Genomic DNA, 15,751 nt, shown 5'->3' with positions numbered 1-15,751 from the left:
CACTAGACTTTTACATTTAAATCAATATCTTATGAAAATAATTTTAAATTAATCGATAGGGCATATTATCCTCCTATATATCCATCCCTAAATTATTACGCATATATCCAATAGATATAGGTATCAACATTACCAAAATCAAATATAAAATAAACAGCCAACCGCTCAATCGCTTAGCACTTAATGTTTCTTCTTTATACCTAGTTTCCAACTTTTGCGCATAATCATTTTTGCTGTAACGCTTCCCAAAAAGGAATAAAAAAAGAAAGAAGAAGAAAAGAAGAAAAAATTTCGTAAAATAAAAGTCACTCTTAACCACTATACTAATAATCCCATTTATACAAAGAAGACTAGCTCCTAAAAGAACGGTTAATGCCAAAACACCCATCAAAATCGGATTGACATCATTCTTTTTCTTGTAAAAATTATATACTCTGTAAAATAAATAATCAATTAGTTTCATTTATATATTATTTATGATTTATCATGTCATCAATATGTTCTCCCAAATCCTTACCTGTACCCGCTTTTAATGCGGCATTACCCAGCTTTCCCATTCCCAAAGGCTTTTCAACTTAAAAATGTCCATGTTAGATATAAACAGTGCTCAACAAATAGATTTTAAAAATTACATTCAAAAAGACTACGCAAGGGAAGACGGCTACAATAGTATAAAACAACATTTAATTTACTTAAAGTAATAGCCAGCAGCATAATCGACTGCTGGCTATTACTTTCTATTTATACTTAGTAGCTTAAAATATAAATCTGGATTCAGAAGTTAGATAACCAACTTGCTGAACATTTTACCATTCTTTCTTACACCTACAAGAGTCTGAACTAGTATTCAAATTCACACCTGTCTACATATAGACCTCAATTGCATGCATATACGAAAATTACAAAAAACAATCCTGACAAAAAACAGTTCACCTTTCGTTACCACTGCGTAACAAGCTAATTTTTAGTTACCTAATAATTTTTATCGCTTTTTTAGGACGAGCCAAGATTTTGTTTCCTACATGTGAATATGCTATATTCAAGTATTACAGTATAAGTTTAATTCATCATAAGAATGTCACCAAAAGTTGCCTTTTTATATTTCTTTTTAAAGTAAATATTGGGTTCAGTCAGTTCATCTTTCTCGTCAAAAATAAATAGATTATTAGGCTTTTTTAGAAAATGCTCTCCAAATGCCTGTATTGAAAATAAATATGTGCCCTTTTCCCAATTAGTTTCCACTATTATTTTAAACATTGGTAAAGAAACTTTGAAAAAAGTAGGAATAATTTCAGAACACCTTCCATTTTTATAATTGACTTCTCCAATTAGAAGGTATTTTTCTTGTTGCTTGCGAATAAAATAGATGCTGAAATTACCTCTACTTATATTTAGATAATTCAAAATATTTTTTGACGCAGAAAAGTCATATTGCTTCAATGTATTTTTGGGACTTGCAATGTAACATTTTATAAGAAAAAGGTCCCTATCTTCTATCTCATTGTATACTTCGGGGAAAGAAATCGCATTATGAGATTTATAATATCTCATTTCATTTAAAACTCTTTCCTTTTCCTTACCCTGAATAAAGATGTTTTTACTTTTGTTTTTCTGAGAGAAGGCAAAACTAGCAAAGGTCAATGTGATAAAAATTAAAAATATATTTTTCATAATTATATTAAATTTATTAGGGTTTATTAGGATTTTGAATAATAACTATTATAAATCGGCCTGACCTCCAATATGTATCCATATTTCCTCTATCATTATATGTTCCAGTCCAAGGGTCAGAAACAATTGAGTTGTAAACATTAACATCATCATAAACTAGTTTTTGTGGTACCACAGCATGAGAGCCCATCTTCTCTATTAAAATGACAGCATTACCTTTTATCATTTCATTTCTTACTTTATTAAAAATAGAAAATCCGTATAGTTCTATTATCTCATATTCTAAACCTGTTTTTTTGAAATACTTATTATATTGCTTTATTTTCAGTCCCTTATCATCTTCCTTCGAATCTTTATTTAATTTAGCAAAATCCTCCTCTGTCCTTTTGCCTCCATAGTATTGATCTATTATTGCTAATGAAGTATAAACACAACCATTTATACGCTGCTGCTTTATTGTAGCTAAATTTTTAAGTTCATTTACAGTAATGTTATCTTTTTTCTCTTGAGGCTCTCCATTTTTTTTAGTCCCATTGTTTACAGTAGCAGCCTCATTTTGGTTAACAGCCTTACCTCCAGCATCTGCAACCAAAGCCATATATTCTCCCACGCCGATATTCAAAATAGCAACAGCCTCCATATTACTTTGTAATTGCACCATGCCCGGGCTGGTATACTCCCCAAAAATACTACTAATTTCGTACTGTCTTGCCATTGTGGGCATTAGTGCCAGCATGCTGGCAATCAGATCTACCCGATTGTTCTGCCTGCTCGGCTGCATACTCTGTAATCCCAAGGGATCCACCATAGTTACCGGATTACAGCCCATCGCATGGTAGGGACTGAGCGTTTGCTGCCCACCGGCATCTGCCATAGGGTCAATGCTTAAGAACCTGCCTAATTGGGGATCATACTGCCGGTTGTTAAAGTCCATCCATCTTAGTCCCTGCTCTTCTCTGTACTCATTACCCTGATAGCGCTGACGGTTGGGTAAAGAACCTGCGGCGGCTGAGCCCATACCGGCCATCGGTAAACCATAAGGGTAATAGTGTTTCTCTTCAATCAATACACCGGGCTCTAAAGTTACGGACATATTATCAAAGAAGGTCGCTGATTGGGTCTGGTTGCTTTGGTACACGGCGATATACCCGTTCTTGGGCATCTCGATGGTCTCTTCTTCTTCGGTACCGATCTTTCTCCACTGCCCTTCGCCATCGGCCTGCCACAGGTGGCTGTACTCGGACACCAGTTTCATGTCTTCATCGAAGAACAGGTAGTTTAAAAAGGCTTTGGGTTTGTTGGGGTCTTCACTGGCTTGCTGTAAAGCGGTATAGGCGTCTTTGGCTTCGGTGCTGTTGAACATCTGGTTGGCCATATCATTACCGATACCGGTCTCTCCGCCCGGAAGCGCGCTGGCGGCACCCGCCATACTGCTCACGATATTATCAAACAGGCTTTCCCCGGTGCTTTCTGTTGGGGTATTGGGCTGTAAGCTGTTGTAAAAGGTATTGGTATTGATGCTGATCTTATCACCGGCCATTACTTTTAAAACAATAGAGGTTCCTACGGTTTTGGCTTGGGTACTGGCATCAAGCAAGGCGGCTTTGGTATCGCTGCTGCTGAGGCTGCCTGGTTTTTCTTCCCGTACATTGCTGACATTTTCAAATACTTGTTCTTCTACAGCAGCATTGTCAACTTCATAACCGGCACTATAGTTTTGGGCTCTTCCCGTACCTCCCGGGCCGATTACCTGGGTGACCGCAGAAGCGATAATGCTACGGATATTGCCCAAATGGTCTTTAACGAAGTATTGCTCCTGCGGCTGAGCTTTACTCATATCGGTACGCCCTTCGGCGGTACTCAGGTATTGCAGGACTTCGTTTTTATACACGCCATTGGCGATATAGTTTAGCTTGGTTGTTGCAGCACCTTCTATACTGATTTCCTGTATTTTATTACCTCCGGCATCATAACTGTAGCGGATGGTATTGCCATTGCTGAAACTTACTTGCTGGGGTTTGTTAAAGAAGGTATAGGTGATACCGGTGATACTTTTTGATTTGTCTTCGGTCAGGTTGCCGCTGGCATCATAGCTATAGCCTTGAGCTGTGCCTTGCTGGAAGTCGCCCACGCCGTAATTGCTGGGGTTCTGGTCGATCACTTTATCTATTTTATTGCTGTTGGGCAGGTAGGTATAGACTAAACGGTCCAAAGCTACGGGGCTCAGACTGCCGGAAACCATCGCAATACCACTACGGCTCAGGCCGGTAATATTACCGTTGATATCGTAGTTCACGGATTCAATAAAATTCTTATTGCTAATGGTCCAGGCGGTCGGTACACTACTGCCGGAATTGGTGGCTTCGTTATAATAGGCGAGGGTCATTCTACCGGCACTGTCATACCAGTAACTATAGGCATTGGCTTTTACAGTGCTGCCGCCAGAGCCGCGCCAGAGCATCCCTGTCGCCAATCCATCATAACGAAGGGTTTCAAAGCCGTAGTCATAACGCAGGGCTTCTCCAAAGGTTACGCCTTTACCGCCGTTGTTACCGGTCAGGGCATATTGTTCATTGATCCCGGTCAGCTCGCCTCTTACATTATAGGTATACTGCTGGCTTTCGGCATTATTACCGAACACCTTTTCTTTTACCCTACCCATTTCATCGTAGGTATAGGCCACCATGGGTTCCCAGTCTTTATCATTAATCTTACGGCTGCTTTGCTGCAAACGGCCGCTATAGTCTTCATAGGTATGGGCGGTCAGCTGCAGGCTGCGTTTATTGCCGCTGCTTACCGTTGCATTATGGCTAAGTAAAGTAAACAGTACTTGTCCGGTATAGCTGTATTGGCTGGCCACAGTATCTTTAGCACCTGTGGCATTCTGGCTGACGCTGTAGATCACCCTGCCCAGGCTGTCATAAAAGACTTTGCCATAGGTCCAGTCCTGTAAACCGGTGGTGGCTCCGGGTGCTTTGATTACTTTTACTGCCGTAGCGGTAAGCCGGGCAAAGCTACTAGGGCCTTGTACATAGGCTTCTGCGGTAGCCGCTGTGCTCAGATAGGGTTGGATTAAGGTATTACTAAAGGTTTCACCACTTAAAGGAGTATTGGTATAGCTGTCGTAATAGTTATAGCTCAGGACTTCGGTATTAGTCACACCGGTTTGTGGCGGCAGGCTTCCTTTACCTACGCCCCAGATATAATAATGGGCCTGGGTAGTTGCTGTGGCTGATCCGCCTGTAGCGGCCTGACCTTGCCAGTAGGCACGGCTTTGATTGTCGGTCAGTAAACCGGTGGCGGCAATGCGGTCGCTGTTATCGTAAAACACCAGCTCCCAGACGCCTTTGGTTGCTTCTAAAGGCGAACGGCGCATCACGGTCTTACCTACTTTATCGTAGACCAGTTCGGTAAAGCCGGTTTCTCCGGGTTTATGAACGGCTATTTGTCTTCCTTTGGCGTCATATTGGTATTCAAAACACAGTTCTTTCAAAATATCGGTGGTCATGGTCCAGTTTGCCTTGATCGCATCTACGGCTTTTGGGCTGATCGTAAACCGAAGTCTGCCCAGCTCATCGTACACATAATAGGTGACGGCATATATCCTGGCGGTAACATTGCCATCAATATCAGTTGTTCTGCGGACAAAGGTGCATTCATAGATAGCTTTTCCTTCGCGATCGGTCAATACGACTTTGTTTATACCGTCTGCATTCGTCATCCGGCTACCGGTCAATTCATTGGCAGCATAAATGGCGGTACTTACCGGCAGGCCGGAACTATTGATGCGCCAAAGGCGAATGTTGGCTTCCGGCTTAAAAGCGGCATCATACCCATCATTAAATATGGCTTGTGTTTTGATGCCCCTGTTCTGCCCGATACGGCTTTTACCGGGAGCATAAGCAGTGCTGCTCCGTTCGGTAGCCGTAGAGGTGTTTCTTTGCAGGCTGGAAGAGACTACCGCCTGTGAACTGATACTGCTCCCTTCTGAAGCATACCGTGTTCCATTGTTATAGTTTACGGAACTGCGAATAGCATCCAGGTTATAAGCTGCGGTGCTGCTGCTGTAGGGCATAAAGCTGTAGCGGTCCGCCATGGAGCGGGTATCGTTCGGCGCTACCATATGCTGGTAAGTACCTCCGCTGGTTTTATAGGTATTTCTCTGTATCCTTTGTTGCAGTACGCCCATACCATTGGTATAATCGGTACTGACAGCGACTTTATCGGGTGTCGCCTGTACATTGACCTCTAAGGGATTGTTCATCCGTACTTTAGGCACATAGGTACGGATATAATTAACGGCAGGAGCTTCTGTTTGTACATCAGGCAGGGGCACGACTACTGTCGAGCTACCAGCAACGCCTGTCTGGGTTGCAATCGGGGTGGTCTGTGCCATCCCCTTTTGGCCAAATAAGCAAAATAGCAAAATGCCGGTGTATATATATCGGGGCTTAAAATAAGCGATCATCTTCTGATAATTTTTAATAATAGATAAAGGAATTATTGCGGCGCGGTACCGGTGGCATATTCGGTTTTCTTCAAGATGTTGCCGTCTTGGTCTCTGATCAGGATCAGCCTGCCTAAACGATCATATTCCATAAAGCTCATGCGACCCAGGGCATCGGTCTGTACCGAAACTCCGTATAAAGGAGCATACCAATAACAGGCCATTACCGCATTGGCCGGGTGGATGCGCAATTCTTCCAGGGCAATATTGCTGCTGTTGCTATGGAAACCAATCTTCTGATTGGCCGCTGTTGGGGTAAACAGTACTTCGTATTGTCTGTATTCGCCTTTCTTCGCTATCTCTGTCAGGGTAAATTGGGTACCGCCTTCGATCCCAAACTGGGGTACCGCATTAGCAGAAGCCCAGAAAGTAGCTCTGTAAGCTTTATTGGCTTCAAGAGTATTAATATACAATTCTTTACTGCTGCCGGCAATGGCTTCCAGTACATATACGCCCTTACCAATCAAGGGTGTATTGACGGGTATGCCAAAGTTTATAGAAGGCACACTCATGCTGCTGCCATTATAAACGCTGCGGTGCTGCGGGTTAAAATACAGGTTCTGTTCCACATCTTTATCAAAACCGGCATAGGCGATTTCAGTACTTTTGGCATTATTAGCCTCTGCGATTTTCTTACCGCTCAGGGTATCCCAGATCATAGCCTTGTATAAATCTGCCTGGGGTATATAGGTCTGTGTCGGATTACCTTTGCTATTATAAAGAGATACTTCGGTTTGCTTTTCCATATAAGCTGGAAGGGCAAGGGGATTATTATAAGTGGACAAGATATTTTGAGAAACTGCTGGCTGACCGCCCATATAGGTGGCAAAATCCATCGGCTGGTCAAGGGTACTGCTGTAGGCCGTTTTTTGCAACAGAGTATTATTTGCACCCGTTATGTATTGCACAATGGCCGCATTTTTTAATCGGGAATTACTGTTACGCGTGCCGGTACTACTACCGTTATTCCATTCTTCGGTAGCAACCACCCGGTCTACATTGTCGGCACTCATCTGACTGAGTACAGCGGTATAGGATCCCGACGGAATATCATAGTTGTAGATATTGATATTTTCAAGGTATTCGCCATAACCGTTTTTAGAGCGGGTGGTCTTCAGGTTGTTTTTACTGTCGTAGGTGTACCACATCGTTTCGGTGCGACTGCGGGTATTGGATACATATTGTATCGTATTTTTTTCTTTAAGCAGGGAGATGCCTTTGTAAGGCCTGTAAGGATCTCTGGTTAAGCGATAAGTGTGTACTTGGGTACAGAAGTTCCCTCCGGAACCGCCGGTATAAAAAGCATACTGGGGATCAGGGGCGTAATTTTGAACATGGCTCACGACTTCATTGGCTTCCTGTACTTTTAAGGTTAAAGAAGATGCGGTATCCGTAATGAAATTATATTTGTATTGTTCTTCTGAAAGGATCAGACCGTTGTTGTCATAATTCTTAACGCTCAAAGGCAAGCCGATCTCCCAGTTGCGGATGTATTGCTTACGGGTAAAGGGAAAGCCGATATGCGTATTACCACCGCCCAGGATCAGGGTTCTGGGGCTATTGAATTCGTCTAAAAAGTTAGTAAACGTAAATTCCTTTTGGGAAAGGGTTTGGCCTTGTTTATTCCTTATGGTCTCTTTGGCGATGCCGTAACCATGATTAGCACCCCCTACCATAAAGGCCGGATTCATCATGTCTTCATATACATAGCTTTGTACGACACTATCCCAGGATTTGTTATAGAAATGGGAAGGATAGCTGTAAATTCCTCCGGGAATAAAGTATTGCCCGTCAAGGTATTCGTAAGTACGTTTATCCCTGAAACCAGGATCATTTATATCGGTAAAGATAATGCTGTCTACCCTTAACCCATCGCCGTTTAACAGGGTATTGTTATCGTTTATACTTGATCCGGACCAATTATAATTGAGTGGGATAATACCGGAAAACTCGGGATATACTTTCTGATAGCCATACTTAAATTCTATGGTACCGCCGATCACTGAATTTATCGCGTTCAGCACACCATATTGCATGGAATTGATTTCCGCATTACGCGAAGCCAGTTCGGGAAGAGAATGCCCTTTCTGACCCAAAATGGCCGTTCCGCCATTATAATAGCCGTAAAAATCCAGGCCTTTACCAAACCGTCTTTGCTTCTTATTATTATAGCTAAATTCATACAGCGGAGCACGCCCGTTGCTGTTCAGATCAATCATATTGATCCCTTTGAGTTTTAAACTATAACGGTCTTTTTCATCACCAAGGTAGGTATTGCTCTCTTCTTGCGGATAAGCTGCGGAAGGCGTATGAAAATAGGCATAGTCAAAGGTGTACTTCATCACCTGATCCTGCTCTTTATATAAAACTGCATTGAGCTTAGGATATAATTTATATTGCCCTCCGGGATTGTAATAGCCGGTAAATTCCAGGCGGGTATTGAGGGTATCGTATTCCAGTTCTATTGTTTTACCATAGGGCAGGCTAATTTTACTAACCATAGAAAAAGTATCTACGATGCGGAAAAACGGATCCCGCGAGCCGCTTGAAAAAGTATCAATACTACTGATATTGGCCCGTTTGATTCGGCTCCAGGAGGAATCGGTTGTGTAATCGGGAGGCATGATAAAAGTCTGATAGGTATAAGCTATTTTGTCTTGTTCCCGGCTGACTACCGAGTCCAGTTTCCAGGCGGTATTCACCCTCGTTTCATCACCCATAATACCCACAAAATCGTAGGCTCCGCAATCCTGTTCATAATTCCAGGGATAACGGCTTCTGAAATAGGGTAATATATTCATGATTACTTTCTTGGATGGGCTAAAGAAATAATCCATGCCTTTATCTTTATCACTTACCTGAATGTTGATGTCCTGAGCGCTACGGACAAGTGGCTGCGCCGGTAATTGATAGGATACATTCCCAACAAAGAATTTCACGTCATAGCGCTCCTGGGTATTGACAAAAATACCCCCGTCCAGACCGATCTGAAAGGTAAAATTCAGGTTCCCAGCACTGACCATATACTCATCACTTTCTGGATCACGGTATATTTTTGCATTAGCCCGCTCACTCGCATTTTCTTTGCCCACGGCTAAACGGCCTTTATAATGGCTGTATTTTGCTAAAAGCGCATTGGAAGGATCGGTTTCATCGCCGAACAACAACGTGCTTCCCATCGAATACCATTCATCCGGCAGCCCTTTGACGACTCTGGAAATATTTCCACCTACATTCAGGTTCCAATGCAGTCCTGCTACCCCGGCAAATTCACGCACGGGAACACCTTTGGTATTATAAGACAGAGAAGGACCGAATTCGTTATTGTTCCACTTGTAGGAGACAATGGGAATGTACACATTAGCGACACCGGTGTACAGGTCTATAGAATAAATGTCGTTTACATTCTGGCTCTGTACCGTATAGGACATACCCAGGCAGGAAAGGAGTAACAGTAAAATGTTACCGGAGCGTTTAATCATATTGATACTATTTGTATTTATTGAAGTATCGGTTACCGGCAAAAGAGCTTAAAGCTTACCGGCAAACACGAAAAAGAATAATTCTAAAAAAAATGTTAAAACGCTGCAAAAGTAGCCTACTATCTTAAGAGTAAAAAATTTTCTATAGAAAAAAATTAAATTACTATTAATCTCATATTTGTAATTTATTTTAAATCAACCAAATAAGTAAAACTGTTTTGCAAAAAATTTAGAAAGCAATCATGCACCTTCTTCAAACAACACCTGTTACGGTATTAATTGCCGTAAATAGCCTGTTTAAGGGTCGNNCGACCCTTAAACAGGCTATTTAAAAATTACCGACTAATTTAATAGTCGATAAGCGAAATAAAATACTTAGAAATTTATTTTTTGCAAACGCCAGTTCCGGGTTTGGAACAATAAGAGTTCATTACGCAGTACGGGCATACCTACGATCATTTTTATCGTTTCCTGTGCCATCATGGTTCCGATAATGCCGGGTAAGGTTCCGACTACACCATTACTGTCGCAATCGGGAACCGCTTCTGCATCGGGTGGCTGAGGAAACAAATCCCGGAGATTTTTGGACCCTGCTTGGTTAAAGACGGCCATCTGCCCTTCAAAATTGAGAATGCTGCCATAAACCAGGGGCTTCCCTAAGGCCACGCAGGTATCATTCACCAGGTAACGGGTGGCAAAATTATCGGAACCATCTACGATGATGTCATAAGCCCCCACAATTGGCATAATGTTGTCTGTACTTAAGGCGGCCTGGTATATATTATAGTGTGGATTACTGTTCAAGGATTTCAGGTGTTCTAAAGCGCTGGTCACCTTAGCACACCCGATACTTTCTTCCTTATGTAAGAGCTGCCGGTGCAAATTATGAAGGGCCACGGTATCAAAATCGATGATGCCGATCGTGCCCACCCCTGCAGCGGCCAGGTATTGTAATACCGGACAGCCCAGGCCACCCGCACCCACCACCAGAACCTTGGCTGCCTGTATCTTGGTCTGGCCCTGTATCCCGATCTCGGGAATCAGTATTTGCCGGTTATATCGTTGAAAGGTCTCTTTTGTAATCATTAAATTATTGGTTCTTTTGTGTTAATGCCGGTATGCTTTATCCCAGTCTTTCCAAACGGGTTCATAACCGGCCCGGGTTATAACGGCAGCCATTTCGGAAGCAGTGCGTTCATCGCTGGTTTCGAACTGTTCCAGCGACTGCAGGTCTACGGCATACCCACCCGGATTGGTTTTCGAAGCCGCACTCATACTGGTTATCCCCAGTGGAATGATATGATCCCGGAACAACGCCTGCTCCCGGGTTGAGATCGAAAGTTCCAGGTCTTCGTTCCAAAGCCGGTAGGCACAGATCAGTTGCAGCAGGTCGCGGTCTTCCATAATAAAATTAGGTTCAATAATGCCTTCTGCCGGGCGCAGCCTTGGGAAAGAAACCGAATATTTACTCTGCCAGTATTCCTTCTGTAAATAGTCGATGTGCAGCGCGGTAAAAAAACTATCGGTACGCCAGTCTTCCAGACCCAGCAAAACACCCAGGCCTATTTTGTGCATACCCGACAAACCGATCCTGTCGGGTGTATCTAAACGGAAATCAAAATTCGATTTTTTACCCTTAGGATGATATGTTTTATACACCTCCCGGTGATAGGTTTCCTGGTAGACCAATACAGAATGCACCCCTGCCTGATGCAATAAAATATATTCTTCGGTTGTGAGCGGCTGTACCTCAACAGAGATATGGGCAAACTGCGTTTTGATCTGTTCAATAGCATTCAGGAAATAAAGAATATTGACGGTATAATTTGCCTCACCGGTGACCAGTAACACATGATCAAAACCCATGGCTTTCAGCGCGGCCACCTCCTGCATGATCTCCTTATCGGAAAGGGTCTTGCGTTTGATTTTATTATCAAGGCTAAAGCCACAATAGGTGCAGATATTCTGGCATTCATTGCTCAGGTACATGGGGGCATAAAGCTGTATCGTCTTCCCAAAGCGCTGTTTGGTGCGCCGGTGGCTGATCTCCGCCATAGGTTCTAAATAAGCCCTTGCAGCAGGCGAGATCAAAGCTATAAAATCGGTCAGGCTTCTCTTTGAAGCATGCAAGGCCTTTTCTACATCCCTTTCGCTGCATTGCTCAATGCGGGCTTGGACTGCATCCCAGTTGTATTGGTCAAATATGGTTTTAAAAGTGTGCATCATACAGATTTAGGGATACAAAAAGGAAGTCAGCGGACTGGAAGCACAGGCACCCGGAACGGACTGGGCCAGTTGTGCTTCATAGGCTTTTCGGCCGGCGATCACGGCTTCTTTAAACGCCTCCGCCATGCGCACAGGATTGCCTGCTACGGCAATTGCAGTGTTGACAAGAACGGCATCTGCCCCTAATTCCATCGCTTTTGCCGCATCAGAAGGCGCACCAATACCCGCATCTACGATGACCGGCACTTTACTTTGTTCTATGATAATCTCTAAAAAATCGATGGTTTTCAAACCCTTGTTACTGCCGATTGGTGATCCCAAGGGCATAACCGCTGCCGTACCTGCAGCTTCCAGGTGTTTGCATAAAACAGGATCTGCATGGATATAAGGTAAAATTATAAAGCCCATTTTGGCCAAAGCTTCCGTTGCCTTAAGCGTTTCTACCGGATCGGGTAACAGGTATTTTGGATCGGGGTGAATCTCTAGTTTGAGCCAATTGGTCTCCAGTGCTTCTCTGGCCAGTTGTGCCGCCAGGATGGCTTCTTTGGCATTGCGCGCGCCGGAGGTATTGGGCAATAATTGTATCTGCGGATATTGCAAATGGCTCAAAAGACTATCATTTTGCTCCGCAGCGGAAATCCGTTTTAACGCCAGGGTCACCATTTCGGTTCCGGAAGCGAGCACGGCTTGTGCCATCTCTGCTGCCGAACCAAACTTCCCGGTACCCAGGAATAACCGGGAGGAAAAAGTTTGATCAGCGATTTGTAGTGGGGACATATAAGTTTGTTTTTAGTTGTGCAATAATGGCCGTAGGATTGGCCGCTTGGGTAATGGTGCCCGAAAGAGCAATACCGTGAATACCGGTCTTCATTAATAAGGACACATCCTCCACCCTGATGCCACCGATGGCATACACCGGGGGCAAGGCGGAATTTTCTGTTGCTTTCTCGAGCAAAGCATGGTATCCTTCAATGCCTAAAACAGGACTAAGCACCGCTTTGGTGTTTGTGAACCGAAAGGGGCCTAAACCGATGTAATCGCAAGCCTCCCCAATTCTTTGTTGCAGGTCGGCAAGGTTATTGGCCGTGCCTCCGATGATCTTTTCATTCCCTAAAAGGGTCCTGGCCGCAGCAATGCTTCCATCATTCAATCCAAGATGTACCCCATCGGCATCCGCCTTCAGGGCTACTTCAGGATGATCATTTATGATAAAGGTAAAGGCATAACTGCTCTTCAAGGCCTGTACTGCTTTGGCCAATACGAGCAGTTCTTTTTCGCGGGCATCTTTCCAGCGCAATTGAATCCAGTCACAACCGCCCTGAAGGGCACGTTGTATATGATACAGTTGAACGTCCGCTGTTGTCCCCTGAGAAATATATTGTAGTCTGCTATACATGCTTGTTGTCTTGAAGGTTCGTTTGTTGGTTCCGGCATTGTTGATAGACCGCCAAAGGACTTTGCTTTTGTTTCCAGATACTGCCCATAAGGGCAACCTCATCAAAGCCCCCGTTTAAAGTAGCGGCTATATTTGCGGGGCTGATACCGCCCAAAGCCACCAAGGCTACTGCAGTATTGGTCCTTTGTTTGATTTGTGTCCACAAATCTGTAGCCGGCCGGTATCCGGGTTTGGAAATGCTCTCATAAACGGGGCTCATAAATGCATAGGAAAACCGTTTATTTAAGCCATTGAAGGCTTCTATCGTATGCACAGAAGTAGATAAAATCAGCGCTTGATCAGCATCCATAAATGTGGTATCGTTCCTTTGTTCCTCGGTATAATGAGTGCGCGACATGCCGAATGCTCCGGCCAGTTGATGCTGTTGGTGTAAGACCAAACGATCATAATACCGGGCATCGATCTGCCGGATTAACCCGTCAATGGCTGCTGCGGTATAGCCGGGTTTACGGATGTGTAAACGCTCCAAACCATGATCCAGCAAAGCATTGATCCAAAAGGCTTCTTCATCGATTGTTTCGGGATGGGTGATGATGATCATGTGCAACCGATATTTATAAATAAAGCTCTTTTCCCTGTGCGATAAATGCATCTGATTGTTGCAGCATACCCTCTTCCACGGCGGCTCTGATCTCCTGTGTAATTTTCATCGAACAAAATTTGGGGCCACACATCGAGCAGAAATGGGCAACCTTTGCCGCATCGGCAGGCAGGGTTTCATCATGAAATTCTCTCGCGGTATCCGGATCGAGGGATAGGTTGAACTGGTCTTCCCAACGGAATTCGAAACGGGCTTTGCTTAGTGCATTGTCCCGGTATTGCGCACCAGGATGGCCTTTCGCCAGATCCGCAGCATGTGCCGCAAGTTTATAGGTAATCACCCCGTCCTTTACATCTTTCTTATTGGGCAAACCCAAATGTTCTTTTGGCGTGACGTAACATAACATGGCGCAACCATACCAACCGATCATTGCCGCGCCGATCGCCGAGGTGATATGGTCATAACCCGGTGCGATATCGGTGGTCAACGGGCCCAAGGTATAAAACGGCGCTTCTTCACATTCAGCCAGTTGCTTTTCCATATTTTCTTTGATCAGGTGCATGGGCACATGGCCCGGTCCTTCAATCATTACCTGAACATCATGTTTCCAGGCAATCTTCGTCAGTTCACCCAATGTCTCGAGCTCCGCAAACTGCGCGGCATCATTGGCATCGGCAATCGATCCCGGACGCAGACCATCTCCTAAAGAAAACGCCACATCATATTGTTTCATAATCTTGCAGATCTCTTCAAAATGTGTGTACAGAAAATTTTCTTTATGGTGAAACAAACACCATTTGGCCATGATAGACCCTCCTCTGGATACAATGCCGGTTATCCGGTTGGCGGTAAGATGAATGTAGCGCAACAGTACGCCGGCATGTATGGTGAAGTAGGACACACCTTGTTCGGCCTGCTCTATCAGCGTGTCACGGAAGATTTCCCAAGTCAGATCCTCTGCTACACCTTTTACTTTCTCTAAAGCCTGGTAAATCGGCACGGTACCAATGGGAACGGGCGCATTCCGGATAATCCATTCGCGGGTTTCGTGTATATTCTTTCCGGTAGAAAGATCCATAATGGTATCTGCACCCCATCGGCAGGCCCATACTGCTTTTTCGACTTCTTCCTCAATACTGGAAGTGACGGCACTATTGCCAATATTCGCATTGATCTTGACCAGAAAATTCCGGCCGATAATCATCGGTTCACTTTCGGGATGATTAATGTTATTAGGAATAATGGCTCTGCCCGCAGCAATTTCATCGCGTACAAATGCGGCTGTAATCTTTCCCTTTGGTGTATTGGCACCAAAACTGTCGCCTGCATGTTGTGCCGCCATCCCTTTGGTGGCATTTGCTAATTGTTCTATGCGTTGGTTTTCCCGTATGGCTACATATTCCATCTCAGCGGTAATGATTCCTTGTTTGGCATAGTATAATTGGGTCACATTCTTTCCGCTTTGGGCACATTTCGGTTTATGCTGGTATCCAAAACGCAGTTCCGATAAGGCGGGGTTATTTAATCGTTCCAAACCATAGGCTGAGCTAATCGCGGCTAGGATGTTTACATCGCCGCGATCTATAATCCATTGTTCCCTGATGCGCGGTAATCCTTTGCGGATATCAATGTCGATCTGCTCATCCGTGTAGGCGCCCGAAGTATCATAAATGGTGACCGGTGGATTATGTGCTACTGCGCCGGAAGATAATTTGGTATCGTGAAGGGCTACTTCGCGCATGGCCACTTTGACCGGGTGTAACTGCCCGGATACATAGATTTTTTTAGAATTGGGGAAGGGTTTCCTGGATATTTTTTCTTCGGACTGCATGATGAATTTTTTAATAATTATGAATGGATATGTGGAG

10 protein-coding genes are annotated in these 15,751 nt (G+C 44.1%); all 10 read right to left on the bottom strand.

Annotation, left to right across the window (positions count from 1 at the left end):
* Positions 1 to 73: 73 nt before the first annotated feature.
* The 10 genes from DBR32_RS12315 to thiC all read right to left on the bottom strand — a co-directional run bounded on the left by DBR32_RS12315 (position 74) and on the right by thiC (position 15,714).
* Positions 74 to 463 (bottom strand): hypothetical protein, encoded by a 390-nt coding sequence (locus tag DBR32_RS12315; RefSeq protein WP_124636637.1) that lies wholly within the window; start codon positions 461 to 463, stop codon positions 74 to 76.
* A gap of 596 nt (positions 464 to 1,059) precedes the next feature.
* On the bottom strand, positions 1,060 to 1,671 hold the full coding sequence (locus tag DBR32_RS12310) for a hypothetical protein (RefSeq protein ID WP_124636636.1): 612 nt from the start codon (positions 1,669 to 1,671) through the stop codon (positions 1,060 to 1,062).
* A 16-nt stretch (positions 1,672 to 1,687) separates the two neighbouring features.
* Positions 1,688 to 6,067 carry an RHS repeat-associated core domain-containing protein gene (locus tag DBR32_RS12305; protein WP_158605980.1) on the bottom strand — a complete coding sequence of 1,460 codons (4,380 nt, stop codon included), beginning with the start codon at positions 6,065 to 6,067 and terminating at the stop codon, positions 1,688 to 1,690.
* Between the two features lie 104 nt (positions 6,068 to 6,171).
* Positions 6,172 to 9,660, bottom strand: coding sequence for a hypothetical protein (locus DBR32_RS12300; RefSeq protein ID WP_124636634.1), 3,489 nt, complete (start codon positions 9,658 to 9,660; stop codon positions 6,172 to 6,174).
* A 375-nt stretch (positions 9,661 to 10,035) separates the two neighbouring features.
* Complete coding sequence (locus tag DBR32_RS12295) at positions 10,036 to 10,746, bottom strand: HesA/MoeB/ThiF family protein (protein ID WP_124636633.1); 711 nt, start codon at positions 10,744 to 10,746, stop codon at positions 10,036 to 10,038.
* Between the two features lie 21 nt (positions 10,747 to 10,767).
* On the bottom strand, positions 10,768 to 11,886 hold the full coding sequence (gene thiH / locus DBR32_RS12290; protein ID WP_233559732.1) for a 2-iminoacetate synthase ThiH: 1,119 nt from the start codon (positions 11,884 to 11,886) through the stop codon (positions 10,768 to 10,770).
* A gap of 6 nt (positions 11,887 to 11,892) precedes the next feature.
* Complete coding sequence (locus DBR32_RS12285) at positions 11,893 to 12,663, bottom strand: thiazole synthase (RefSeq protein ID WP_124636632.1); 771 nt, start codon at positions 12,661 to 12,663, stop codon at positions 11,893 to 11,895.
* On the bottom strand, positions 12,641 to 13,282 hold the full coding sequence (locus tag DBR32_RS12280) for a thiamine phosphate synthase (protein WP_124636631.1): 642 nt from the start codon (positions 13,280 to 13,282) through the stop codon (positions 12,641 to 12,643). Before DBR32_RS12280 ends, DBR32_RS12285 begins: the two co-directional genes overlap by 23 nt.
* On the bottom strand, positions 13,275 to 13,883 hold the full coding sequence (locus DBR32_RS12275) for a thiamine phosphate synthase (RefSeq protein WP_158605979.1): 609 nt from the start codon (positions 13,881 to 13,883) through the stop codon (positions 13,275 to 13,277). Before DBR32_RS12275 ends, DBR32_RS12280 begins: the two co-directional genes overlap by 8 nt.
* 13 nt (positions 13,884 to 13,896) lie before the next feature.
* Positions 13,897 to 15,714 carry a phosphomethylpyrimidine synthase ThiC gene (gene thiC, locus DBR32_RS12270; RefSeq protein ID WP_124636629.1) on the bottom strand — a complete coding sequence of 606 codons (1,818 nt, stop codon included), beginning with the start codon at positions 15,712 to 15,714 and terminating at the stop codon, positions 13,897 to 13,899.
* Positions 15,715 to 15,751 lie beyond the last annotated feature (37 nt).

Origin of the sequence: Taibaiella sp. KBW10, assembly GCF_003852495.1 — a bacterium.
Classification (GTDB): domain Bacteria; phylum Bacteroidota; class Bacteroidia; order Chitinophagales; family Chitinophagaceae; genus Edaphocola.
Note: the sequence above shows the minus strand (reverse complement) of the source record. Positions and strands in the feature narration are given on the sequence as shown.